This window comes from Flavobacterium muglaense (genome assembly GCF_014305155.1).
Lineage (GTDB): Bacteria > Bacteroidota > Bacteroidia > Flavobacteriales > Flavobacteriaceae > Flavobacterium > Flavobacterium muglaense.
Genome location: NZ_JACRUK010000017.1, coordinates 1 through 21,727, shown reverse-complemented (window position 1 = coordinate 21,727; position 21,727 = coordinate 1). Strand labels below are relative to the sequence as shown.

Below are 21,727 nucleotides of genomic sequence, written 5' to 3'. Positions count from 1 at the left end.
TCATTATGCTAAAAATTGGAGTATTAGGTGCTGGTCACTTAGGAAAAATACATTTGCGATTATTACAACAATCTGAGAAATATGAATTAGTTGGTTTTTATGATCCAAATCAAGAGAATGCTGAGAAAATTTCAAAAGAATTTGGATACAAGCACTTTACCACAATAGCTACTCTTATTCATGCAGTAGACGTCATTGATATTGTGACACCTACGCTTTCCCATTATAAATGTGCTAAAGTTGCTATCAAATCTGGTAAACATGTTTTTATCGAAAAACCCATTTCGAATACTGTCGAAGAGGCCGATGAAATTATCGCTCTTGCAAATGAGTATAAGGTAAAAGGACAAGTAGGACATGTAGAGCGGTTTAACCCAGCGTTTATAGCCAGCAAAGACATGATTGAAAACCCTATGTTTATAGAAACGCACCGTTTGGCTGAGTTTAATCCGCGTGGTACTGATGTGCCTGTAGTTCTCGACTTAATGATTCATGATATTGATGTTATCTTGAGCGTGGTTAAATCCAAAGTAAAAAACGTAAGCGCCAGTGGAGTTTCAGTCATTAGCGACACTCCAGATATTGCTAATGCTAGAATCGAATTTGAAAATGGCTGCGTGGCTAACTTGACTGCAAGCCGAATTTCGATGAAAAACATGCGTAAAACAAGGTTCTTTCAAAAAGATGCTTATATCTCTGTTGACTTTTTAGAGAAAAAATGTGAGGTTGTCAAAATGAAAGATGCTCCCGAAGTTCCGGGTGATTTTGATATGATACTACAAAATGCCGAAGGCGTAAAAAAACAAATTTACTTCTCAAATCCTGAAGTAGAACAAAATAATGCAATCCTAGAAGAACTAGAAACTTTTGCTGATGCAATTACAACTAATTCGACTCCTATTGTTACTTTAGAGCAAGCCACAGACGCTTTAAAAGTAGCCTATCAAATTATCGATTGTTTTAATAAATAAAAGTTCTGATTTAAAAGTTAAACGAGAAAACTTTAAATTTAAAAATAAATAAATGAAAATTATAGCAGTAATTGGAGCAGGAACAATGGGTAACGGAATTGCCCACACTTTTGCTCAAAGCGGTTTTACCGTAAAATTAATAGATGTTTCCGAAAAATCATTAGACAAAGGAATGGCTACTATAGCCGGAAATTTGGATCGAATGATTGCCAAAGGAACTATTACTCAAGAAGACAAAGTAAAAACAATCACCAATATAATTACATACACGGACATTAAGGACGGGGTTGTAGGTGTTGACTTAGTCGTTGAAGCTGCAACTGAAAATGTTGAATTAAAACTGAATATCTTCAAGCAATTAAACGAAGCTTGTTCTCACAATACCATCCTTGCAACAAATACTTCTTCTATTTCAATTACACAAATTGGAGCTGTAGTTGCTCATCCTGAACGCGTTATTGGAATGCATTTTATGAATCCAGTGCCGATTATGAAACTAGTCGAAATCATTCGTGGTTATAACACCAGTGATGAAGTGACAAAGACAATCATGACATTATCAGAGCAGTTAGGAAAAACACCTGTTGAAGTTAATGATTATCCCGGGTTTGTTGCTAACAGGATTTTAATGCCTATGATTAACGAGGCTATTGAAACTTTGTACAACAAGGTAGCAGGTGTTTATGAAATTGACACAGTAATGAAGTTAGGTATGGGACACCCAATGGGACCTTTACAACTAGCTGATTTTATTGGATTAGACGTATGTTTAGCTATTTTGAACGTAATGTACGATGGTTTCAAAAACCCAAAATATGCTCCTTGCCCATTGTTAGTGAATATGGTTCGTGCTGGAAAATTAGGTGTAAAATCTGGAGAAGGTTTTTACGATTATACCGAAAGTAAAAAAGCTGATAAAATAGCTAAACAGTTTGTTTAAATAGCTTCATCGCTATTTAGAAATGATTTCAAAACTTTGAAAACTGTCCTTAACTTACAAATCAAACAATGGTTTTTGTTATAAAAATAATTGCATTGTCAATTTTCTTTCCAATGATTTTTCAACTTATCGTTGGTACACTATCTATAGGAAACAAAGTGAGATTTTCATTTAAGACTGTTTGTATCTATAGTATCATTTCACAATTCGTATTTGCTGTTGTTGCATTTATTACGCTTTATCTTGATTTTACTAAAGAAAGCCAACCTAAATGCTTAAACCCAATGGTAGGAATTGTAAGTGCTATTGTAGCTTGCTTCATCTTTCTAATTGTCTTGATTACCGTTCAAGCTATCAGTAACTATTTTGTAAAAAAAATAAAATGTCAATAAAAAACAACCTACTACATATCAAATCAACGCTACCTGAAAACGTTATACTTGTCGCTGTTTCAAAAACAAAACCAGTGCCCGATTTAATGGAAGCTTACGATGCCGGACAACGTGTTTTTGGAGAAAATAAAATCCAAGAAATGGCCGATAAATGGGAACAAATGCCCAAAGATATCCAGTGGCACATGATTGGTCACGTACAAACAAATAAAGTCAAATTCATGGCCCCTTTTGTAAGTTTGATTCACGGCGTAGACAGTTTAAAATTATTAACCGAAATCAATAAACAAGCCTTAAAAAACAACCGTGTGATTGATTGCTTATTGCAAATGCATATTGCTGAGGAAGAAACCAAATTTGGATTAGACGATCAAGAACTTACTGCACTTCTAGCCTCAAATGAATTTCATGAATTGAAAAACATACGTATCACAGGATTGATGGGAATGGCTACTTTTACGGACAGCCAAAACCAAATTAAGAAAGAATTTATGCATTTAAATGCTGTTTTTAAAAAACTACGCAGCACTTCAACTAGCAGTAACCTTGACATAACTACTTTATCCATGGGAATGTCTGGCGATTATCAATTGGCAATTGAATGTGGCAGTACTATGGTTCGAATAGGGAGTAGTATCTTCGGAGGAAGATAACTCGATAAAGAACATTAGCTGCTTTAAAACGGTTTTAAATCCAAAACCACCAACTTTAAACAAAAAAATTTGTACGCAATATTAGACATAGAAACCACCGGAGGCGCTTTTAATGAAGAAGGAATTACGGAAATTGCTATCTATAAATTTGATGGGCAAGAAATTGTAGACCAATTCATCAGTTTAGTTAATCCTGAAATCCCTATTCAACCTTTTGTGGTCAAATTAACAGGTATCAACAATGCCATGTTAGTCTCTGCACCTAAATTTTTTGAAATCGCTAAGCGCGTTATTGAAATTACTACTGATTGTGTGTTAGTAGCACACAATGCCGACTTTGATTACCGAATCCTACGCACGGAGTTTAGACGTTTAGGATATGATTTTAGCTTAAAAACGCTTTGTACTGTTGAGCTTTCTAAGAAGTTGTTACCAGAGCAACCTTCACATAGTTTAGGGAAGTTAGTGCGTGCTTTAGGCATTCCTATGGCCGACAGGCATCGCGCAAGCGGTGATGCACTAGCTACGGTAAAACTATTTAAAATGCTACTGGAGAAGGACGTCAATAAAGAAATTGTCAAAGACTTTATTAAGCTCAAAGTTGAGAAAGGAATGGCTCCTAAACTGCTGGATATCATCAATACCTTACCCACATCAACAGGAGTTTATTACATACATAACGAAAAAGGAGAATTAATCTACATTGGTAAAAGTAAAAATATCAAAAAACGAATAAATCAACATTTCACCGGTATTACCACTAGCTCTAAGAAAATTCAAGCCGAAGTCTATGCCGTTACCTATGAAGAAACAGGTAGTGAACTTGTCGCTTTGCTAAAAGAAAGTCAGGAAATTAAAATTCATAAACCCAGGTACAATAGAGCGCAACGTAAAAATATTTTTCAATGGGCATTGTATCCTGAAATGGATAAAAACGGTTACATCAACTTAAAATTGCAAAAAGCTGATGGCCGTAAAAAAGAAATAATATCATTTACTAGCTTACTTGAGGGTAAAAACATGCTTTTTAGAATTTCAGAAAAATACAAACTCTGTCAAAAACTAAACGGCCTTTTTGCTTCCAAAAGCAACTGCTTTCAATATACGATTAAAGAATGTGACGGCGCTTGCATCGGCAAAGTTTCACCACAAGAATACAATATTCGCGTTAAGGAATTTATTACCCATAGCGAGTTTGAAAGCCAAAATATGGTTATTGTCGAGCGTGGCCGCAGCATTAGCGAACGCTGTGCCGTACTTATTGAGAACGGAATTTACAAAGGATATGCTTTTTATGATTTGAATTATCAAATAACCAATATGAAAATCCTAAAAAACATCCTTACTCCCATGATCCACAATCGCGACACTAAGAATATTATCCAAGCTTATTTGCGCAAAGAAAAAAAGCCTAAATTGCTTAAATTTTAATTACAACTATTTCGCTAGATGTCAAAAATGAAGTCGCAATACCAGATCTTTAAACAAAAAGTCCATATTGTTATTTATGGGACTAGCACAAAAGCAGGTCGTTTATTCGATTTAATATTACTAGGACTCATCCTTTTGAGCGTGGTTTTGATCATGATGGAAACAGTTGCATCATTCGATCAGCAATACCATAGCGAACTAGTTTCCTTAGAATGGATCATCACTATCTTTTTTACAATCGAATATCTGTTGCGCATTATCTCGATACAAAAACCGTGGAAATACATCTTTAGCTTTTATGGCATCATCGATTTAGTTGCTATTTTACCCATGTATTTGTCCATTTTCTTTTTGGGAACCAGTATTTTCAGTGTCGTAAGATCGTTGCGTTTACTCCGATTATTCAAAATCATCAATCACCCACAATTCACAAACCAGTCCGTTCAATTAAAACAAGCCATCAACGCAAGTCGCGGTAAAATAGTAGTTTTCATCTACTTTGTTCTTATCATTACAATCATTATCGGATCGGTTATGTACCTAGTAGAAGGAAAAGAAAGTGGTTTTACTAGCATCCCTGCAGGGATCTACTGGACCATTGTAACGCTAACAACCGTAGGTTATGGTGACATTTCACCAGTCACGCCATTTGGCCAATTCATCGCCTCATTTGTCATGATTTTAGGATACGGAATCATCGCCGTTCCCACCGGAATTGTAACCGCCGAGATTGCCAAAAATGCACAAAAACCAACAAATAGGAGTCAAATACCTTGCAGTGGTTGCGGCGTCGATGATTATCCATCCAAAGCTAATTATTGCCACAATTGTGGACATCTGCTGTAACATACAAACATTCACAAACCTACTTCATACAGAGCTTAAACGCTATTGCACAATCTCAATTATAACTAAAATCAGGAGCCACTTCCAGCTATTCATTGCAACTCCTCCGCTTGCAATTTGTATTTCTAAGCCATAAAAGGAGCTTCTAAGGTCGCTCTTTTACGTCAAGAAATACTAACTTGCAATCGTCCGGGGTTTACATTACTATCTGGGCTAAAAATCAATATGAAACAGTTAATTACCATCATCGGCCCCACAGCTATAGGCAAAACAGCCTTAAGTATCCATATAGCAAATCACTTCAATTGCGAAATTGTTTCTTGTGATAGCCGACAGTTCTTCAAGGAAACAACCATAGGAACTGCCGTACCAAGTACAGCTGAATTAGCAGCAGCTCCACATCATTTTATCCAAAACAGATCTATATTTGAACCATATACGGTAGGTGATTTTGAAAAAGAAGCCATTGCTACCATTGATAGATTATTTCTAACTAATGACTATGTTGTTCTTGTAGGAGGTTCTGGATTGTATGTCAACGCCGTTTTAAAAGGATTTGATGAATTCCCAGAAATCGATCCGGCGATACGCGAAAACATTACAGCCAGTTATGAAAAGTTAGGCATCATCTATTTGCAAGAGCAATTGCAAAAATTAGATCCTGATTATTTCAAAACCCTACTCACCGAAAATGCTCAAACATTACAAAACCCGCAACGCATGATGCGCTTTGTAGAGGTGTGCTTGGGTGCTGGAAAACCGTACTCGTCTTTCTTGAATCAAAAACAAAACACCCGCAACTTCACTCCTATCCTAATAGGTCTTGAAGCCAATAGAAGCATCCTTTACAACCGCATAAACGAACGTGTGAACATCATGATGAATGAAGGTTTACTGCAAGAAGCCAAAACTGTTTACCCGAACAAGGAACTCAACGCATTGCAAACTGTAGGCTACCGCGAACTGTTCAATTATTTTGATGGAGAAACGGCATTAGAATTTGCCATTGAAGAAATTAAAAAAAATACAAGACGCTTTGCCAAGCGCCAACTCACTTGGTTTAAAAGAGACCAAAACACCAAATGGTTTGATTTTGAAACGCCATATCAAACTATTTTTGACTACATTAAATTAAAAAACGCCTAATTTACAATCACTAATATGCCTATAAGTCCAAATTTCACTTCGGTATTAAGCAAGGAATGGGAAATCAATTTCACACAATGCATGCCTAATGGCTTTTTAAAATATACCGATTTATGCAACCTACTGCAATTAACAGCTGCAGCACATTCAGACCTAGGAGGAATTAGCTTCACTGATATGCAAGCATTCAACCAAGCATGGGTTTTGAGTAGAATGCGTGTCGAACTTACAGCATTGCCAAAATGGCGTGATGTAGTGACCGTAAAAACATGGATTAACACCTTAGAAAAATCCCGTTCCATACGTGCATTAGAAATGCATCTAAATGGCAAAAAAATTGTGGGTGCAGAAACGTTTTGGGCTGTTTTTAATACTGAAAAGCGTCGTCCAGAAGCGTTAGCATTGCCATACCAACATTTTGAATTATATCCAGAAAACAAAGCTACTCTAACACCATTTTCAAAGATCAATGTGAGTCTTGAGAAAGAAATATTGTTCGAAAAAACGGTCTTTTTATCTGATTTAGATATTGTTGATCATGTCAATAATGTAAAATACTTAGAATGGTGTTTGGATCACGTTGACGAAAAAATAATATTAAACCAAGACATCACCAGTTTTGAAATGAATTTTATGAAAGAACTTTCTTTAAAAGATCAGGTAGTTATTCATGAAAATGAGTCTGAAGACTCGGTTATTTTTAGCATTGCAAAAGAGGATAAAAATTGTTTCGCTTTGCAATTAAATTTGAAATAAGCACAAATCCCTAACCCCGACTGCAACGAAAGCATTTTGAGATAAAAAATTTAATTTCCTGACTTAAAAAAGCGACCAAAGGAAGCTCTTTTTAAGGCATTTGGAAATTATTTTTTTTATGAAAAAGGCTGCAGTGGAAGGCGGGAATAAGTTCCAAAAAAAAAGGCTCCGATTTCTCGAAGCCTTACTTATTTATGCTGTTTTATTTTTTACAACTAATCTAAAACCTTCTCCGTGAATGTTTAAGATTTCTACATCCTCGTCTAGTTTTAGATACTTTCTTAATTTAGCAATGTAAACGTCCATGCTTCTTGAAGTAAAGTAATTGTCATCTCTCCAGATTTTTGTCAAGGCCAATTCACGTGGCATTAAATCATTTTCATGAAGGATTAACATTTTTAATAATTCATTCTCTTTAGGAGATAATTTTACTGGCTCCTCAGTATTAAAAGTCAAGAACCTTAATTTAGAATTTAAGTGGAATTTTCCAACATTAAATTCAAATTGCACTTGTTCTGCTTTTACATCTGAAGATTTTCTTTGAATGATCGCTTTGATTTTCATCAGTAAAACTTCTGAATCAAATGGCTTATTCAAGTAATCATCTGCTCCTGCTTTGTATCCTTTTAATACATCTTCTTTCATAGACTTAGCTGTCAAAAAGATAATAGGCACTTCGCTATTTTTCTCTCTAATTTCCTTAGCCAATGTATATCCATCTTTGTAAGGCATCATGACATCTAGGATGCATAAATCGTACGTATCTTTTTTAAATTTTTCAAATCCTTCCATACCGTTTTTTGCTAAAACGACATCAAAATCATTCAACATCAAATAGTCTTTCAGTACTGCACCAAAATTAAGGTCATCTTCTACTAAAAGAATTTTTTTATTTATATTTTCCATATTTTAATTTATTAGTGGTATTTTTATTATGAAGGTACTCCCTTTTCCCTTTTCACTTTCAACATAAACTTGACCATTATGGTCCTCAACAATTCTTTTTACGTAGGCTAAACCTAAACCATGCCCTTTTACATTATGCAAGTCTCCGGTATGTTCTCTATAAAATTTCTCAAAAACTCTCTTTTGAGCCACTTTACTCATTCCTAATCCCTTATCTTTTACTTTGATAAGGATCATATCCTTAATATTCTCTGTATAAATATCTATCTCTGGTATGTCTGGCGAATATTTAATAGCATTTTCTAACACATTGACTAGAACATTTGTAAAATGTACCTCGTTGATTAAAACGGTAGTTCTTGCAGCATCAAAATGGCATTTAATACTTCCTTCCCTATCTTCCAAAATTAAGTTCACATGCTCTATTGCATCATTTATAACTTCGACAACATCACTTGATTCTTTCTCGATATCAAGCTCTTTTTTCTCTAATTTTGAAATCCTTAATACATTCTCCACCTGCGCATGCATTCGTTTATTCTCGTCTCGAATCATTTGCAAGTACTTATAAACCTTTTCTTTATCATCAATTATCTTTGGATTCTTAATCGCATCTAATGCTAAATTGATAGTCGCAATAGGCGTTTTAAACTCATGTGTCATGTTATTAATGAAATCGGTCTTGATTTCAGAAATTTGACGTTGACGTATCAATTGATTCAAAGCACTTGAATAAGCTACGATAATAATCAATGTAAATATGATCGAAAGAACGGTAATACTCACTAGCTCAGATAATAACCATTTTTTCTTATGCGGAAAACTAACTAATAACTTGTATTTTTCGTTTCCTTCGTTATCAGTATAAACAGGTGTAGTATATGTAGACTCTTTGTCGTACTTAAACTCAGTCGATTTTATAGTAGTGGCCAAACCGTTACTATATATTCCAAATTCAAATTTGGTTTTAACTCCAGCTTGCTCTAATTCTTTTTTAATTAATTTTTGCAGTTCCTCTCTAGAAATTCTTTCTTCTAAGGGCATTGCTGCTGCAATATCTTTGTATGAAATCTCAAACTGTACTTTGTCTAAAACATCTAAATTACCTGATTTTTCGACTTTAACATCAGGCAATAAACTTTGCTGTAAACCGGATTTATCAACGGCATTGTTGTTGTAAACTTCGGTTACACGTTTTGAACTGAAATTTTTAAACTTATCATTATTGAATTTCTTATTAAATAATGACGCTGAGATATCGTAATCTTCGGCAATAATACTATTGGAATAAACGATTGTTTTATTCGTTTTCGTATTGCGTTGAAAATAATAAACTTCTAGTAAATCTTCCTTTTGCGGTACTTTTCCAGTACTATCTTTTATACGATTATATTTATCATAAAAGGTATATGCCTCTTGTTTTTGCAATTTATCAGCTACATTACCAAGTACTTGAGTAACGTGATACTTAAATTGTTCATCGTTGTTTTTAAAAGAATTGTTGAACCAGTACACTTGTACGAGAATTATACCTATTAAGGACAAACTCATCAACAACACAAGTAATCTAAAAAATAATTTATTCATCGGAACAAAATTAACATTTTAACAGTATGAATGATAATACATTAACCAAACATTAACATCTAGGACTCGTTTTGTTTAATCCTTAAAATTTTAAGAATATCATCTACTTGACTTTTCGCCTTTTCCAAATCAATATTTTCTATCGAAAAATCACTTTTTGAAACACGTTGCTCATCCGACCATTGTGCATTTATTCTTTTAATAATCTGGTCTTTGGTGGTTTTATCTCTAGTTAAAACACGTTCTACCCTTATTTCTACTGGGGCAGTTACAGCAATTGTTATATCAAAATCTTTATAGCTACCACTCTCAAATAATATAGCCGATTCATAAACTACAAGTTCATGCTCCTTATTGCGCGCTAGCCAGTCCTTAAAATCTAGCTTTACTGCTGGGTGAACAATCGAATTTAAGTTGGCTAATCGTTCCGGGGTGTTAAACACAATCTCAGCTAATTTTACTCTATTCAACTCATCGCCATCATAAATAGTAGCGCCAAATGCTTTTTTAATAGCATCAATGACTGCTGGATGTTTCATTACTTTCTTGGCTTCAACATCAGATATATAAACAGGTATTCCTTTTTGGGCCAAATAGTGCGCTATTGTTGTTTTACCACTCCCTATACCTCCCGTTAAACCAATAATTTTTGTCATATCTATAGTTTGAAAAACAATTCTGGAAACGCAGTTTGCGGTTTTTGTTTTAAAACAATCACTTTTATATACGATTCTAAAAAGCCAATTCCGTAACCCGAAAATTGTTTCCAAACCGCTATAATTGATAAATACCCAATTTTGATACTTTTATTTTGAAAGCTTGACACCAAAAACAAAATCAAAAAGTAGGTGAAATACAATTTTAATAAAACATCATAAGTAAATATCAATAACACAACAGCAAACGCAAAACCAAGCATAAAAACTGTTGGGAAGAAAAATGTTAACTTATTATGTTTAGGGTACCAACTATTTAAAATAGGTCTAGCTTTTCCAAATTTATTTACCTGAATAGAAAACTTATCCCAATCAATCCTTCTCTTATGATATACATACGCATTTGTGAAGAGTTTGGTTTCAAATCCTAAATTCCACAATCGAATAGATAAATCAGGATCTTCACCAGGATGAATGTTTCCAAAGCCATTGGATGCTTCGAATGCTTTTCTAGAAATTCCCATATTAAAGCTACGAGGTTGGAACTTATCAATTTTTTCAGATCCGCCGCGTATTCCTCCAGTAGTAAGGAAGGAAGTCATAGCAAAATTAATTGCTTTTTGAATGTCCGAGAAACTATCTAATGCTTTATCTGGACCACCAAAACAGTCCACATAATTCAACTGTAATGCTTTTTCAACCTCTGATAAATATTGTTTTGGTATTATACAATCAGAATCAAATATAATAAAATAATCTCCTTTTGCTTTTCGCATTCCGTAGTTTCTAGAATCTCCTGGACCTGAATTTTCTTTAAAATAATACGAAATCGCTAGACGACTTGCGTATTTTTGAACTACGTCTTCACAACGTATTGTAGAACCATCTTCAACAAGAACAATTTCAAAAGCAGCTTTATAATCTGTTTGAGCCAAACTTTCTAAAAGTTCATCAACTTCCTCCGGACGATTATACACGGGAATGATTAAAGAAAACAACATAAATCTTATGTGGTATTAGTTAAAATAAAAATAGTAATTAAGGGCGCAAAGATAGCTTTTTTAACAACATCAATATAAAAACTAATAGGAATTAAGAGGTTGTTTTAAGTAGTCTTTTGGCGTTCTAGTATCCAAAAATGACTGTCATTTACTTATCGTAATTTTCCTAAAAAAAGATTAGTGTTTGGGTCTAAAATGCGCAAAAGATTGCCAGTATTTATCTTTGTATAATTCGTAATTAATATTTAGTTTTCCCTTATATTTTAGAATCAATACTTGCATTATGAGAGCAGGTTTTCTAAAGTCCTTACACGCAAAGTAAATTTCTCTTTCCCCATCGGCAGTTTGCCTTCCTATATTCAAGTAGCCGTTTTCATCTTTCAAATCGAGCATTATTTCGTCTTCTAATTGATTGAGTAGTTCATAGGTCGTACTATCCGGCATGCCGTTATTATTAGCGCCATTAAATGCAACTGCAACTTTAAAAATCCAAGGATGTGATGCCTTACTCTCCCACTCTAACAGGGTTGAATTTACTATTGCGATCAACGGTTTACCGTTTTCAAGCTCTGCTTCCATACTAGAATAACTATCATTCTCTGTATTGTAGCGGTGTCCGTTGTATTTTTCTACAAATTCTTTCTCTCTCCAAATGAGGTACGCCTTTAATTTGGCTATCGGGATCAAAGCCTCCTTTGCCTCGCCCTTTGAGATCACCACCATATTATCAATTGTAGTAACAGAGTTCAGCTCGCCCAAATAATTATCAATAAAAATGAAAGTCCCATTAACAATTAAACCTTTGTCTTTTTCGGCATAATCATCATAAACAATTACAATATCAACTTCATCAGGGTATTGCTTGTGGTCAATTGCATAAAAGAAAAGATTTTCGCTGCCAAACACGTAACCACCCATGGTGATTTGGATATTTTCAATATCTGTTTCCGGTTTTAAGGCAGTAAATTTCCAATTGGATAATTGTGGTGATGCTTTGACTAATTCCTCTACAGCAGCAATATTTTTTACAACTCCTTCGGCAGTTAAAATCAACTCGGCAGTGGTATCATTACACATACCAGTTAAATAATAAAACCCTTCTTGCAATTGCGCTAGCTTAGGAGCTATTTTATTTAAAAAGTCCTTTTCTATATTTTTATGTTGTTTAACGACTTCAAAAAACGGCTGTTCATTACTTTGAAACCAGTCCCAAAATTCAACATAAGTGCTAATTGCGTTTTCTTTTTTTGAGAAAATATTTTTTAAAAAACCCATCTTTTATTGCTTTTAACTGTTTACATACTGACTAATAGCCAAACGAATATAAGAAAATATCTAATAAAAATAAATCTCTAGCTACAAATTAGCCCCTTTAAACCGCAACATATAACTTTCTTAAAAGTATAAATCGCTATCTCTAGCCGTGACAGCAGCGGCATCGCCTGCTTTAGAAAAGAAGGCTCTTATAGCCGTATTTTTCTTAGCGGGAATACAGCGAATGGCGCGATTATACGTTCTTTAAAGCAATTATTGTCTTGCTCCAAAAAAAAACACCTTACTCTAATCAGTTAAACTGAGTAAAGTAAGGTGTTGTATGTAGCACGGTAGTATGCTTATTTAATACTCTCTACTGCTACCATTTCGTTAGCTTCTGCTTTATAATCTACGCCGTCAAAACCAAACCCGAAAAGGTTATGAAAGTCGCTTCTGTATCCTTCTAAATCTCCTAATTCGGCTAAATTTTCCGTTGTAGCTTGTTCCCACAATTTAGCTACTTTATCTTGTACATCTTGACGCATTTCCCAGTCGTCAATACGGATTCTACCTTTTTCATCAGTTGGAATTTCTTTTCCTGTAAACAATCTATCAGCATACAAACGTTGAATTTGCTCGATACATCCTTCGTGAATTCCTTCTTCTTTCATTATTTTGTACAACAATGAAATATACAGAGGAATCACTGGAATTGCTGAACTTGCTTGTGTTACCAATGCTTTGTTTACCGAAACATAGGCTTTTCCATTGATATCAGCAAGGCTATCTGTGATTGTAAAAGCAGTAGCTTCTAGGTGATCCTTAGCTTGACCAATTGTTCCTTTTCTATAAACAGCCTCCGTTAATGATGGCCCAATATAAGAGTAGGCAACAGTTGTAGCGCCAGGTGCCAATAAATTCTCTGCTTTTAAAGCATCAATCCACATGGTCCAATCTTCACCACCCATAACTTTTACAGTATTCTCAATATCATCACCTGCAGCAGGCTCTATTGAAACTTCAGATACTTTACCGGAGTGAAAATCTACTGTTTTATTAGTAAACTTACCCCCTATTGGTTTTAAAACAGAACGGTGTAAAACACCCGTTTTAGGGTCTAAACGCACAGGAGAAGCTAAACTATAGATAATTAAATCTACTTGACCTAAGTCTGCTTTGATAAGATCTAATGTTTGTCTTTTAACTTCATCAGAAAAAGCATCTCCATTGATACTCTTTGCATACAAACCTGCTTTGTGTGCTTCTTTTTCAAAAGCAGCAGAGTTGTACCATCCTGGTGAAGCTGTTTTTCCTTCACTTGGTGGTTTTTCAAAAAACACTCCAATTGTCGAAGCATTAGATCCAAATGCGCTTGAAATTCTTGAAGCCAAACCAAAACCTGTTGAAGCACCAATTACAAGTACTTTTTTAGCTCCGTTTATTGCTCCTTTTGATTTAATGTATTCAATTTGATTTTTTACATTTTGTTCACTTCCATCAGGATGGGCGGTCAAACAAATAAATCCTCTCATTCTAGGTTCTATAATCATTTTGTATATTTTATTCGGTGAATTTTATAGTTACGAGGTATTTGACTACCTATTATTCTTTTGTTTATAAGGACAAATATAATCCAAAAATCTAGTTCAGCAAGGCTTTTGCATGATTTAGGGCCGAATCAGAAACTACAGTTCCTGATAGCATTTGTGCAATTTCGACAATGCGCTCTTCCTCTGTCAATAGTTTCAATTCAGATTGTGTATCTTCTCCTACAGTAGATTTAAAGACCTTGAAATGTGCATTTCCTTTGGCTGCTATTTGAGGTAAGTGCGTTATAGCAAAAATTTGCATTGTTTTACTCATCTCTTTCATAATTTCACCCATTTTAATAGCGATTTCACCCGAAACACCGGTGTCTATTTCATCAAAAATCAAAGTTGGCAACTTAGAATACTGTGCCAAAATGGCTTTTACAGCAAGCATAATACGAGACATTTCTCCCCCTGATGCCACCTTTTTTAAGATCCCAAAATCAGTTCCTTTATTGGCCGAAAACAAGAATTGCAATTCTTCTTTTCCATTATTTAAATAAGTAGTTGAAGGTATCAATTGGATATCGAAACGCACATTGGGCATTCCTAGCGTTTCTAGAATTACAATTAATTTTTGGGATAAAACCGGAATGGCTTCCATCCTTTTATCATGAATTTCATTTGCAATGGTATCTAATGCTACGGCTTTGTCCTCGATTGCAATAGTAATCGCTTTTATATCTGCATCTAAATTCCCTAATTCTAAAACAGCATTTTCTAGCTTAGATTGAATTTCGATCAATTCTTCGATCGTAGCCACTTGATGCTTTTTTTGTAAGTTGTAAATAAGCTGCAGTTTTTGGCCTATTGCATTCATTTTTTCCGGATCATTGATCAATTTATCCGAACAACGATTCAATTCTACCGCGATATCATCAAATTCTATAGCCAAACTGGTTACACGCTCTGACAAAACACTGTAGTCTGTTGAAAAGGTAGCTATTCTTTGAAGAGCCGCCTTAATTTCTTTTAAATTATTCAAAACACCAACTTGCTCGTCATTACCTATAGCCAATGACTTCTCGATGGATTCTTTGATTATCTCTACATTATTGAGCTGCTCAAAATCTGACTCTAAACTTTCTTGCTCTCCCGCTACTAATTTAGCTTCGACCAATTCATTCCATAAAAAAGTATTGTACTCCTGTTCCTTAATTGACTCAGCTTGTTTTTTAACAAGTGCATTAAGTTTGGATTTATCTTGCTTGTATGATTTAAGCAACACTTGGTATTTACTAATATCTTCTTGATTGTTAGCGATAGCATCAATAATATCAAACTGAACGTTTTCATCCGATAATTCTCTTGTTTGCTGTTGTGAATGAATATCAATCAAAAACAAACTCAAATCTTGCAGTTCTTGTAAATTTACAGGACTATCATTTATAAAAGCTCTCGATTTTCCCGAAGGCAGAATTTCGCGTCTTATAATTGTATCATCTTCATAATCCAAGTCGTTCTCCTTAAAAAAGGGACTTAAATTATACTTAGAAATTTCAAAATGTGCTTCAATAATGCATTTTTCTTCTTTGTTTTTCAACGAAGATAAATCAGCACGCTTACCTAATACTAATCCCAAAGCGCCTAATATAATTGATTTACCAGCACCTGTTTCTCCTGTAATTATTGAAAATCCTTTTGAAAAATCGATAGTTAATTTTTCTATTAAGGCATAGTTTTTTATCGATAGTGACGTAATCATTTAGCTGTTTTTAGGGTATTGTTGAGTAAAAATATTGCAGTATAAAATTAGTACTTTATACTACTCCATTTAGTTGAATTTAAAGGAGAAACTCTGTTCAAGCTTTCCGTCAAATCAGTGATTGAAATAGTAGGTCCACCAGAAAAAATAGAAACAATTTCATCTGACTTAGCGTCAAAAAAGACACGTGTTAAAAAGGCATTCGGCTTTGAAGCATTCAGTTTAGTAATATCCACTAATGCTGATTTTATCTTTTCTTTGGCACCTTTTAAATCACTTGCCATTAAATCTAGGCCTGTATGGTACTCGTAAGAAGTTTTACGTATTTGTGCGTAGGCTGGCGAAAGCAAATCGTTGATTAAAAAGTACCTATTTTGATTGCCATCAATTTGACTCCATCCTTTATTACCACTCTGTTGAGCAATATTAGCAATATTTTGTGCTATTTCTAGGTTGTCATTTCCTGATTGCGCATCAAATGAATCATTATCCATTCCCAAAATAACATAACTATAGAAAGAAATAATGGAAACTAAATTAGACTCAAATACAGTAGGATTAAAAAGTAAGTTCTCGTACTCTGTATATTTAAAATTAAAATCTTTGTCATTATAATTAAGCACAGGAGACGAATAAGTAGAATTGTAAATAGGTCTCGAAGATTGCACTTGTATTGTTGCTGAAAATTGATCTGAACTATTCGATTCAATTGTAATAAACATCGAACAGTTTATTTTTTCATTTTGTTTGTAAACTTGTCCGTTCCAATCGGTTTTATTCACTAGATCAGTCAAAGACGTTTGTAGTGTTTTAAAAACCTGTTGATTGGAGTTACTTAATTTCTGTGAATTTATAGACACTGTACAGTTCAGTTGTTGAGCTTGAGTAAGCCCAAATGATAAAAAGACAAGAAAGACAATTAGTTTATTCATGAAAAAAATTTAAAACTTTGTTTAATATATCGTCAGAAACGGCTTCTTTCGACTTCAAATCCATTGGCTCAATATTAAAGTCTTTATCAATAAAAGTCACTTTGTTCGTGATTTTACCAAAACCTGCACCCTCATCTTGTAAAGAATTTAAAACAATCAAATCTAAGTTTTTTTTCTGGATTTTCCCCTTTGCATTCTCAATTTCATTTTCAGTTTCTAATGCAAAACCAATCAAAAACTGTTTTTCCTTGATAGCACCTAGTGAAGCCAGGATATCTTTTGTTTTCTCTAATTCAATTGTAAAGTTGTCTGGCGCTTTCTTAATTTTTTGTACAGCCACTGTTTTGGGTCTGTAATCGGCTACTGCCGCAGCCGCAATAGCTACATCCATATCTTTAAAATACAAATGACAAGCATCATACATTTCTTGTGCAGAGACTACATTAATCACTTTAATGGCGCTGTTTTTAGCTTCAAATTTAGTAGGACCAGAAACTAAAATCACTGAAGCTCCAAGACTTGCTGCACTATTTGCTATATCAAAACCCATTTTCCCCGAAGAATGATTTCCTATAAAACGTACAGGATCTATTGCTTCGTATGTTGGACCCGCAGTAATTAGTATTTTTTTTCCTTTAAGCGGTAATTTACTCTCTAAATCGGCTTCAAGAAAGCCTATTATATTTTCAGGCTCAGCCATTCTACCTTCACCCGAAAGTCCACTAGCTAACTCTCCACTTTCAGCAGGAATTATAGTATTCCCAAAGGTTGTAAGGGAGTTAAAACTACTAATAGTTGATGGGTGTTTGTACATGTCTAAATCCATTGCTGGAGCCACATAGACTGGACATTTAGCCGAAAGATAAGTTGCTATAAGAAGATTATCACAGTTCCCACTCACCATTTTAGACATTGTATTTGCTGTAGCAGGTGCGACAATCATCACATCTGCCCAAAGTCCTAACTCGACATGGTTGTTCCATTTTTCATTTTCATCATCGTGATTGAAGAAACTGGAATGTACAGGGTTCTTGGATAGTGTAGATAAGGTAAGAGGGGTTACAAAATCCTTAGAAGCAGGTGTCATTATCACTTGGACATGTGCACCTGCTTTTATAAAAAGTCGTACTAAAGACGCTGTTTTATAGGCGGCTATTCCACCAGATATTCCTAGTAAAACGTTCTTACCGCTTAAAACTGACATATAGTATTATTTAGTTGAATCTCTGTGGTAAATTTTACCGTCTAACCATTCTTGAACTGCTAAAGCGTGAGGCTTAGGCAATTTTTCATAGAATTTTGAAACTTCGATTTGTTCTTTGTTTTCAAAAACTTCTTCAAGACTGTCATTATATGTAGCAAATTCTTCCAATTTCTCAGTCAATTCTTTTTTGATCTCTGAGTTAATTTGGTTTGCTCTTTTAGCCATAATGGTTATTGCTTCATACACATTTCCAGTAGGTTCTTCAATAACAGTTTTATTGTATGTTATTGTATTTACTGGAGCATTCGTCTTTTTTAAATCCATGACTTTATTTATTTAGTAAATTTTTGTAAATCTTGTTCAACACGAGCTAACATTTCGTCAGCTTTCTCTTTATACTGCGTATCTGCTTTAAATTTAATTAAAGACGTATAGGCAATTTTTGCAACATTTAAACGATCTTGCATTTTAGACTCGATACTGTTTATACCTAATTGGTAAGCTGAATCGAATTTATAAAACAAAGCTTGTTCCTTGTATTTGGTACCAGGATAATCAGCTATGAAATTATCTAAAGCAACTATAGCCGATTTATAATCAGAAATAGTGTTGTACCCTTTTGCATTTTCGTATACTTTTTTCTCGATTTTATCAGTCAAAATCTTCACTGATTCATTTGCTAATGGCAAATATTCCGAACTAGGATAGTTGTCAATAAACGTTTGTAATTTATCAATTGCTTTATTTGTATCCGTTTGATCTAAACTATAAACAGGCGATAATTTAGAATAACTATTTGCTCCTAGATAAGCAGCTTCTTGTAACTTTTCACTTTTTGGATAACCGGAAACAAAACTTTCAAATTGATATCCCGCTAAATAAAACTGTTCTGTTTTATAATAAGACTGTGCAAACATATAAAACAATTTTTCTGCTTGAGGCTTTCCTCTATACGCTGGCGCAATTTGTTCAAAAAGGCGAATTGCTTTTGTGTATTTTCCAGCTTCGTATAATTTTGTAGCCATTTCAAACTTCACAGCAACATCATCCTTTTTCAATGCTTTTTGATATTCATTACAGGAAGTAAAGAAAGCTACTAAAAGCAATAGAGATACAATTTTTTTCATTTTTCTTATTTTTAATTAAAATCTTATGAATTATCTACAATCCACAAAAAATCATACCGAACTTTCGGTTGCAAATTTAGTTATTAATTTAGCTACTACAAAATATTTCTTTGCTTAAAAAAAAGCAGTATTTTAAGGGCTTATTTATCGATATTTTTAACAAATGCTGCTATTCTATTTTGTAGAGATTCATCTACAGTTACTAATGGCAACCGTACGAAATTATCCGCAATACCAAGAGACTGAAACACTTGTTTAATCCCTGCTGGATTTCCTTGCTCAAAAATCATATCAATACAATCCATTAAAAGGTAATGCAATTTGAATGCATCATCTACTTTGCGATTTAACCCTAGTCGAATCATTTCGGAAAATTGTTTTGGAAAACCTTGCCCTATTACAGATATTACACCTGATCCACCTGCCAAAACCATCGGTAAAGCAATCATATCATCTCCTGAGATAACGAGAAAATTGTCTGGTTTATTTTTTAGTAATTGAAGTGATTGCGCCATATCGCCAGCCGCTTCTTTTATACCTACTATATTTTTACAGTCATTTGCTAAACGGAAAACCGTAGAAGGCAGCATATTACTTGCTGTTCTTCCCGGTACATTGTAAATAATTACTGGCACTGGAGATGCTTGAGCGACTGCTTTAAAATGTTGGTAAATTCCTTCTTGAGTTGGTTTATTATAAAAAGGTGAAACTGATAAAATAGCTACAAAAGGAGAAAAATCCCTTGTATTTAACTCTTCAACAATTTTTCTTGTATCATTCCCCCCTACTCCTAAAACTAAAGGCAAACGTCCTTTATTTGCTTCTATCACAGTTTGAATAACGATTTCTCTTTCTTCAATTGATAAAGTTGCGTTCTCAGCAGTTGTGCCTAATATTACAAGATATTCAATTCCTCCATCTACAGAAAAATTTACAATTCCTTTTAATGCTTCTGTATCAATTGAAAAATCTTCTTTAAATGGGGTTACAAGGGCAACACCAGTTCCTATTAATGCTTGCATGTTTGATTATATTTTGTTTAAAATTTTTAAATATCTAAATAATTCTTGAGTAAAAACGCTATGGTTTTCTGTTGTTATATTAATTAATAAATCATTCAAACCTTTCTCTACTTTAGGAAAACCAACTTTAAAACGTGCTTTTGACTCTTGAGTCACCACCATTAAAATTGCTTTTTCGACATCATAATAGCTAATTAACAAGTCAAAATCATTGTTTATAAAGTTATTCAAAGTTGCGCCTGATAAGCTCCCGTTCCAGTTTAAGTCCTGAGCACTACACTTGATCTTTGCGATTGAGTCACTTTTTTTCCATCGATCCTTATAAAATAAAACCTCTAAATTTTGCTCCAGAATGCCATTTTTAAGCAACTCTTGAATCACAAGATCGGCTTTTGAAAAATAACGTTCATCGATAATTAAACCTACTTTTTTCACAACGCCAGACTCTAAACTCGTCTTTACATTAAGTAGCCTTTTTTTTATCGATTTTTTTACGATAAACTCTTTTATATAATTTAAAAACATACTATTTTTACTCGTTTACAAAATTAATTAATTAAGTCATATTATAAATGGTAAATCTAAAAAAGTATAACGGAGTTTTTAAACTTTTTGTTATATTCTTAACATTTTTTTTCATTCTTTCTTGTAGCAATAAAGTCGTTCATTTAACCAAGATTGAAGGAAAGCAGCTTCATATAACCGAAAAAGAAAATCAAAATACTGAAATTGAAAGCTTTATAAAACCCTTTAGAGAACACATCAATACTGACTTGGATAGCATTTTATCGTATTGCCCTATCACTTTAGACAAAAAAGCAATCAACTACCAGAGTACTATTGGTAATTTGATGGCTGATGTTACTTTAAAACGTGGAAATATAGTTTTTAAATCTCGTGAAAACAAAACTATTGATATCTGTTTGCTCAACAATGGAGGAATTAGAGCGATACTACCACTAGGTAATGTAACAACACGAACGGCGTTTCAAATCATGCCATTTGAAAACACAATGGTTGTAATAGCCTTAAAAGGAGCGCAAATACTAGAAATGGTAGACTATTTTGTGACCGAAAAACAAGCGCATCCTTTAGCTGGATTAACTTTTACTATTGACAAAAATAACAAACCGAAAAATATATTAGTACAATCTAAACCTATTGACAACGATCGTACTTATTATGTAGGAACGAACGATTACTTAGCCAATGGTGGCGATAGTATGAACTTCTTTAAAAAAGGGACCGCTACTTATGATCTCAATTACAAATTAAGAAACATTTTGATTGATTACTTTAAAGAAACGGATACGATTAAATCGACACAAGATAACCGCATCATTGTTGAGTAATTCATAATTCCAATTGAGCTCTAGCCCCGATTGAAGTGGAAATCCTTTTTATTTTTTCTTTAAAAATAAAAAGATTGCAACGGAAAGCGGGAAATAGCTCCAAATAACAACTCATGAAAAGAAGAGATTTTATAGAAAAAACAGCTGCCAGTACAGCAATGCTAAGTTTAGGCTTATCGCTAAGTAGGGCTTGCTGAAAAATTGCAAATCCAATAAAACAGAGGTATTTAGAGCTACTTTTTCTTGTTTAAATGCAA

The 21,727-nt window shown here is 33.9% G+C and carries 22 protein-coding genes; 9 read left to right on the top strand and 13 right to left on the bottom strand.

Annotated elements, in window-relative coordinates; genetic code table 11:
• The first annotated feature begins 5 nt into the window (after positions 1-5).
• The 7 genes from H8R24_RS08840 to H8R24_RS08810 all read left to right on the top strand — a co-directional run bounded on the left by H8R24_RS08840 (position 6) and on the right by H8R24_RS08810 (position 7,135).
• A complete protein-coding gene (locus H8R24_RS08840) occupies positions 6-971 on the top strand; it encodes a Gfo/Idh/MocA family protein (RefSeq protein WP_187018209.1) in 966 nt (321 codons plus the stop codon).
• A gap of 52 nt (positions 972-1,023) precedes the next feature.
• On the top strand, positions 1,024-1,911 hold the full coding sequence (locus tag H8R24_RS08835) for a 3-hydroxyacyl-CoA dehydrogenase family protein (protein WP_187018208.1): 888 nt from the start codon (positions 1,024-1,026) through the stop codon (positions 1,909-1,911).
• 382 nt (positions 1,912-2,293) lie between these two features.
• Positions 2,294-2,956: a YggS family pyridoxal phosphate-dependent enzyme gene (locus tag H8R24_RS08830; protein ID WP_187018207.1), complete on the top strand. Its 663-nt coding sequence runs from the start codon at positions 2,294-2,296 to the stop codon at positions 2,954-2,956.
• A gap of 69 nt (positions 2,957-3,025) precedes the next feature.
• On the top strand, positions 3,026-4,387 hold the full coding sequence (locus H8R24_RS08825) for an exonuclease domain-containing protein (protein ID WP_187018206.1): 1,362 nt from the start codon (positions 3,026-3,028) through the stop codon (positions 4,385-4,387).
• Between the two features lie 18 nt (positions 4,388-4,405).
• The gene (locus tag H8R24_RS08820; protein WP_187018205.1) at positions 4,406-5,233 is read left to right on the top strand and encodes an ion transporter; all 828 of its coding nucleotides are present in this window, start codon (positions 4,406-4,408) and stop codon (positions 5,231-5,233) included.
• Positions 5,234-5,458: 225 nt separating this feature from the next.
• On the top strand, positions 5,459-6,379 hold the full coding sequence (gene miaA, locus H8R24_RS08815) for a tRNA (adenosine(37)-N6)-dimethylallyltransferase MiaA (protein WP_187018204.1): 921 nt from the start codon (positions 5,459-5,461) through the stop codon (positions 6,377-6,379).
• 15 nt (positions 6,380-6,394) lie between these two features.
• Positions 6,395-7,135, top strand: a complete 741-nt coding sequence (locus tag H8R24_RS08810) for an acyl-[acyl-carrier-protein] thioesterase (protein ID WP_187018203.1) — start codon at positions 6,395-6,397, stop codon at positions 7,133-7,135.
• A gap of 192 nt (positions 7,136-7,327) precedes the next feature.
• Here H8R24_RS08810 and H8R24_RS08805 read toward each other — a convergent pair whose 3' ends face one another.
• The 13 genes from H8R24_RS08805 to H8R24_RS08745 form a co-directional block, all read right to left on the bottom strand.
• Positions 7,328-8,041 carry a response regulator transcription factor gene (locus H8R24_RS08805; protein ID WP_187018202.1) on the bottom strand — a complete coding sequence of 238 codons (714 nt, stop codon included), beginning with the start codon at positions 8,039-8,041 and terminating at the stop codon, positions 7,328-7,330.
• 3 nt (positions 8,042-8,044) lie between these two features.
• A complete protein-coding gene (locus tag H8R24_RS08800) occupies positions 8,045-9,628 on the bottom strand; it encodes a sensor histidine kinase (protein WP_187018201.1) in 1,584 nt (527 codons plus the stop codon).
• Positions 9,629-9,687: 59 nt separating this feature from the next.
• Positions 9,688-10,284: a dephospho-CoA kinase gene (coaE, locus tag H8R24_RS08795; RefSeq protein WP_187018200.1), complete on the bottom strand. Its 597-nt coding sequence runs from the start codon at positions 10,282-10,284 to the stop codon at positions 9,688-9,690.
• Between the two features lie 2 nt (positions 10,285-10,286).
• Positions 10,287-11,285, bottom strand: a complete 999-nt coding sequence (locus H8R24_RS08790; RefSeq protein ID WP_187018199.1) for a glycosyltransferase — start codon at positions 11,283-11,285, stop codon at positions 10,287-10,289.
• A 177-nt stretch (positions 11,286-11,462) separates the two neighbouring features.
• Positions 11,463-12,560 (bottom strand): DUF695 domain-containing protein, encoded by a 1,098-nt coding sequence (locus H8R24_RS08785; RefSeq protein WP_187018198.1) that lies wholly within the window; start codon positions 12,558-12,560, stop codon positions 11,463-11,465.
• Positions 12,561-12,898: 338 nt separating this feature from the next.
• On the bottom strand, positions 12,899-14,089 hold the full coding sequence (gene fabV, locus H8R24_RS08780; protein WP_187018197.1) for an enoyl-ACP reductase FabV: 1,191 nt from the start codon (positions 14,087-14,089) through the stop codon (positions 12,899-12,901).
• A 91-nt stretch (positions 14,090-14,180) separates the two neighbouring features.
• A complete protein-coding gene (gene recN / locus H8R24_RS08775; RefSeq protein WP_187018196.1) occupies positions 14,181-15,833 on the bottom strand; it encodes a DNA repair protein RecN in 1,653 nt (550 codons plus the stop codon).
• A 47-nt stretch (positions 15,834-15,880) separates the two neighbouring features.
• On the bottom strand, positions 15,881-16,765 hold the full coding sequence (gene porD, locus H8R24_RS08770; RefSeq protein WP_187018195.1) for a type IX secretion system protein PorD: 885 nt from the start codon (positions 16,763-16,765) through the stop codon (positions 15,881-15,883).
• Positions 16,758-17,969: a bifunctional phosphopantothenoylcysteine decarboxylase/phosphopantothenate--cysteine ligase CoaBC gene (gene coaBC, locus H8R24_RS08765; protein ID WP_187018194.1), complete on the bottom strand. Its 1,212-nt coding sequence runs from the start codon at positions 17,967-17,969 to the stop codon at positions 16,758-16,760. Before coaBC ends, porD begins: the two co-directional genes overlap by 8 nt.
• Before the next feature lie 6 nt (positions 17,970-17,975).
• Positions 17,976-18,293 carry a DNA-directed RNA polymerase subunit omega gene (locus tag H8R24_RS08760; RefSeq protein WP_007138306.1) on the bottom strand — a complete coding sequence of 106 codons (318 nt, stop codon included), beginning with the start codon at positions 18,291-18,293 and terminating at the stop codon, positions 17,976-17,978.
• A gap of 8 nt (positions 18,294-18,301) precedes the next feature.
• Complete coding sequence (locus H8R24_RS08755) at positions 18,302-19,096, bottom strand: outer membrane protein assembly factor BamD (RefSeq protein WP_187018193.1); 795 nt, start codon at positions 19,094-19,096, stop codon at positions 18,302-18,304.
• A 140-nt stretch (positions 19,097-19,236) separates the two neighbouring features.
• A complete protein-coding gene (gene dapA, locus H8R24_RS08750; protein ID WP_187018192.1) occupies positions 19,237-20,118 on the bottom strand; it encodes a 4-hydroxy-tetrahydrodipicolinate synthase in 882 nt (293 codons plus the stop codon).
• Between the two features lie 6 nt (positions 20,119-20,124).
• Positions 20,125-20,643, bottom strand: a complete 519-nt coding sequence (locus tag H8R24_RS08745; protein ID WP_187018191.1) for a DUF6913 domain-containing protein — start codon at positions 20,641-20,643, stop codon at positions 20,125-20,127.
• A 47-nt stretch (positions 20,644-20,690) separates the two neighbouring features.
• Between H8R24_RS08745 and H8R24_RS08740 the strand changes: the two genes are divergently transcribed.
• Both H8R24_RS08740 and H8R24_RS08735 read left to right on the top strand, forming a co-directional pair.
• Complete coding sequence (locus H8R24_RS08740) at positions 20,691-21,470, top strand: 5'-nucleotidase C-terminal domain-containing protein (protein ID WP_187018190.1); 780 nt, start codon at positions 20,691-20,693, stop codon at positions 21,468-21,470.
• A 113-nt stretch (positions 21,471-21,583) separates the two neighbouring features.
• Positions 21,584-21,667, top strand: coding sequence for a twin-arginine translocation signal domain-containing protein (locus H8R24_RS08735; RefSeq protein ID WP_225876791.1), 84 nt, complete (start codon positions 21,584-21,586; stop codon positions 21,665-21,667).
• Positions 21,668-21,727: the final 60 nt, after the last annotated feature.

Excerpts from the sequence above, each read along its gene's own strand:
- H8R24_RS08840 (WP_187018209.1), top strand. The coding sequence starts at position 6 with ATGCTAAAAATTGGAGTATTAGGTGCTGGTCACTTAGGAAAAATACAT.
- H8R24_RS08835 (WP_187018208.1), top strand. The coding sequence starts at position 1,024 with ATGAAAATTATAGCAGTAATTGGAGCAGGAACAATGGGTAACGGAATT.
- H8R24_RS08830 (WP_187018207.1), top strand. The coding sequence starts at position 2,294 with ATGTCAATAAAAAACAACCTACTACATATCAAATCAACGCTACCTGAA.
- H8R24_RS08820 (WP_187018205.1), top strand. The coding sequence starts at position 4,406 with ATGTCAAAAATGAAGTCGCAATACCAGATCTTTAAACAAAAAGTCCAT.
- miaA (WP_187018204.1), top strand. The coding sequence starts at position 5,459 with ATGAAACAGTTAATTACCATCATCGGCCCCACAGCTATAGGCAAAACA.
- H8R24_RS08810 (WP_187018203.1), top strand. The coding sequence starts at position 6,395 with ATGCCTATAAGTCCAAATTTCACTTCGGTATTAAGCAAGGAATGGGAA.
- H8R24_RS08805 (WP_187018202.1), bottom strand. The coding sequence starts at position 8,041 with ATGGAAAATATAAATAAAAAAATTCTTTTAGTAGAAGATGACCTTAAT.
- H8R24_RS08800 (WP_187018201.1), bottom strand. The coding sequence starts at position 9,628 with ATGAATAAATTATTTTTTAGATTACTTGTGTTGTTGATGAGTTTGTCC.
- coaE (WP_187018200.1), bottom strand. The coding sequence starts at position 10,284 with ATGACAAAAATTATTGGTTTAACGGGAGGTATAGGGAGTGGTAAAACA.
- H8R24_RS08790 (WP_187018199.1), bottom strand. The coding sequence starts at position 11,285 with ATGTTGTTTTCTTTAATCATTCCCGTGTATAATCGTCCGGAGGAAGTT.
- H8R24_RS08785 (WP_187018198.1), bottom strand. The coding sequence starts at position 12,560 with ATGGGTTTTTTAAAAAATATTTTCTCAAAAAAAGAAAACGCAATTAGC.
- fabV (WP_187018197.1), bottom strand. The coding sequence starts at position 14,089 with ATGATTATAGAACCTAGAATGAGAGGATTTATTTGTTTGACCGCCCAT.
- recN (WP_187018196.1), bottom strand. The coding sequence starts at position 15,833 with ATGATTACGTCACTATCGATAAAAAACTATGCCTTAATAGAAAAATTA.
- porD (WP_187018195.1), bottom strand. The coding sequence starts at position 16,765 with ATGAATAAACTAATTGTCTTTCTTGTCTTTTTATCATTTGGGCTTACT.
- coaBC (WP_187018194.1), bottom strand. The coding sequence starts at position 17,969 with ATGTCAGTTTTAAGCGGTAAGAACGTTTTACTAGGAATATCTGGTGGA.
- H8R24_RS08760 (WP_007138306.1), bottom strand. The coding sequence starts at position 18,293 with ATGGATTTAAAAAAGACGAATGCTCCAGTAAATACAATAACATACAAT.
- H8R24_RS08755 (WP_187018193.1), bottom strand. The coding sequence starts at position 19,096 with ATGAAAAAAATTGTATCTCTATTGCTTTTAGTAGCTTTCTTTACTTCC.
- dapA (WP_187018192.1), bottom strand. The coding sequence starts at position 20,118 with ATGCAAGCATTAATAGGAACTGGTGTTGCCCTTGTAACCCCATTTAAA.
- H8R24_RS08745 (WP_187018191.1), bottom strand. The coding sequence starts at position 20,643 with ATGTTTTTAAATTATATAAAAGAGTTTATCGTAAAAAAATCGATAAAA.
- H8R24_RS08740 (WP_187018190.1), top strand. The coding sequence starts at position 20,691 with ATGGTAAATCTAAAAAAGTATAACGGAGTTTTTAAACTTTTTGTTATA.
- H8R24_RS08735 (WP_225876791.1), top strand. The coding sequence starts at position 21,584 with ATGAAAAGAAGAGATTTTATAGAAAAAACAGCTGCCAGTACAGCAATG.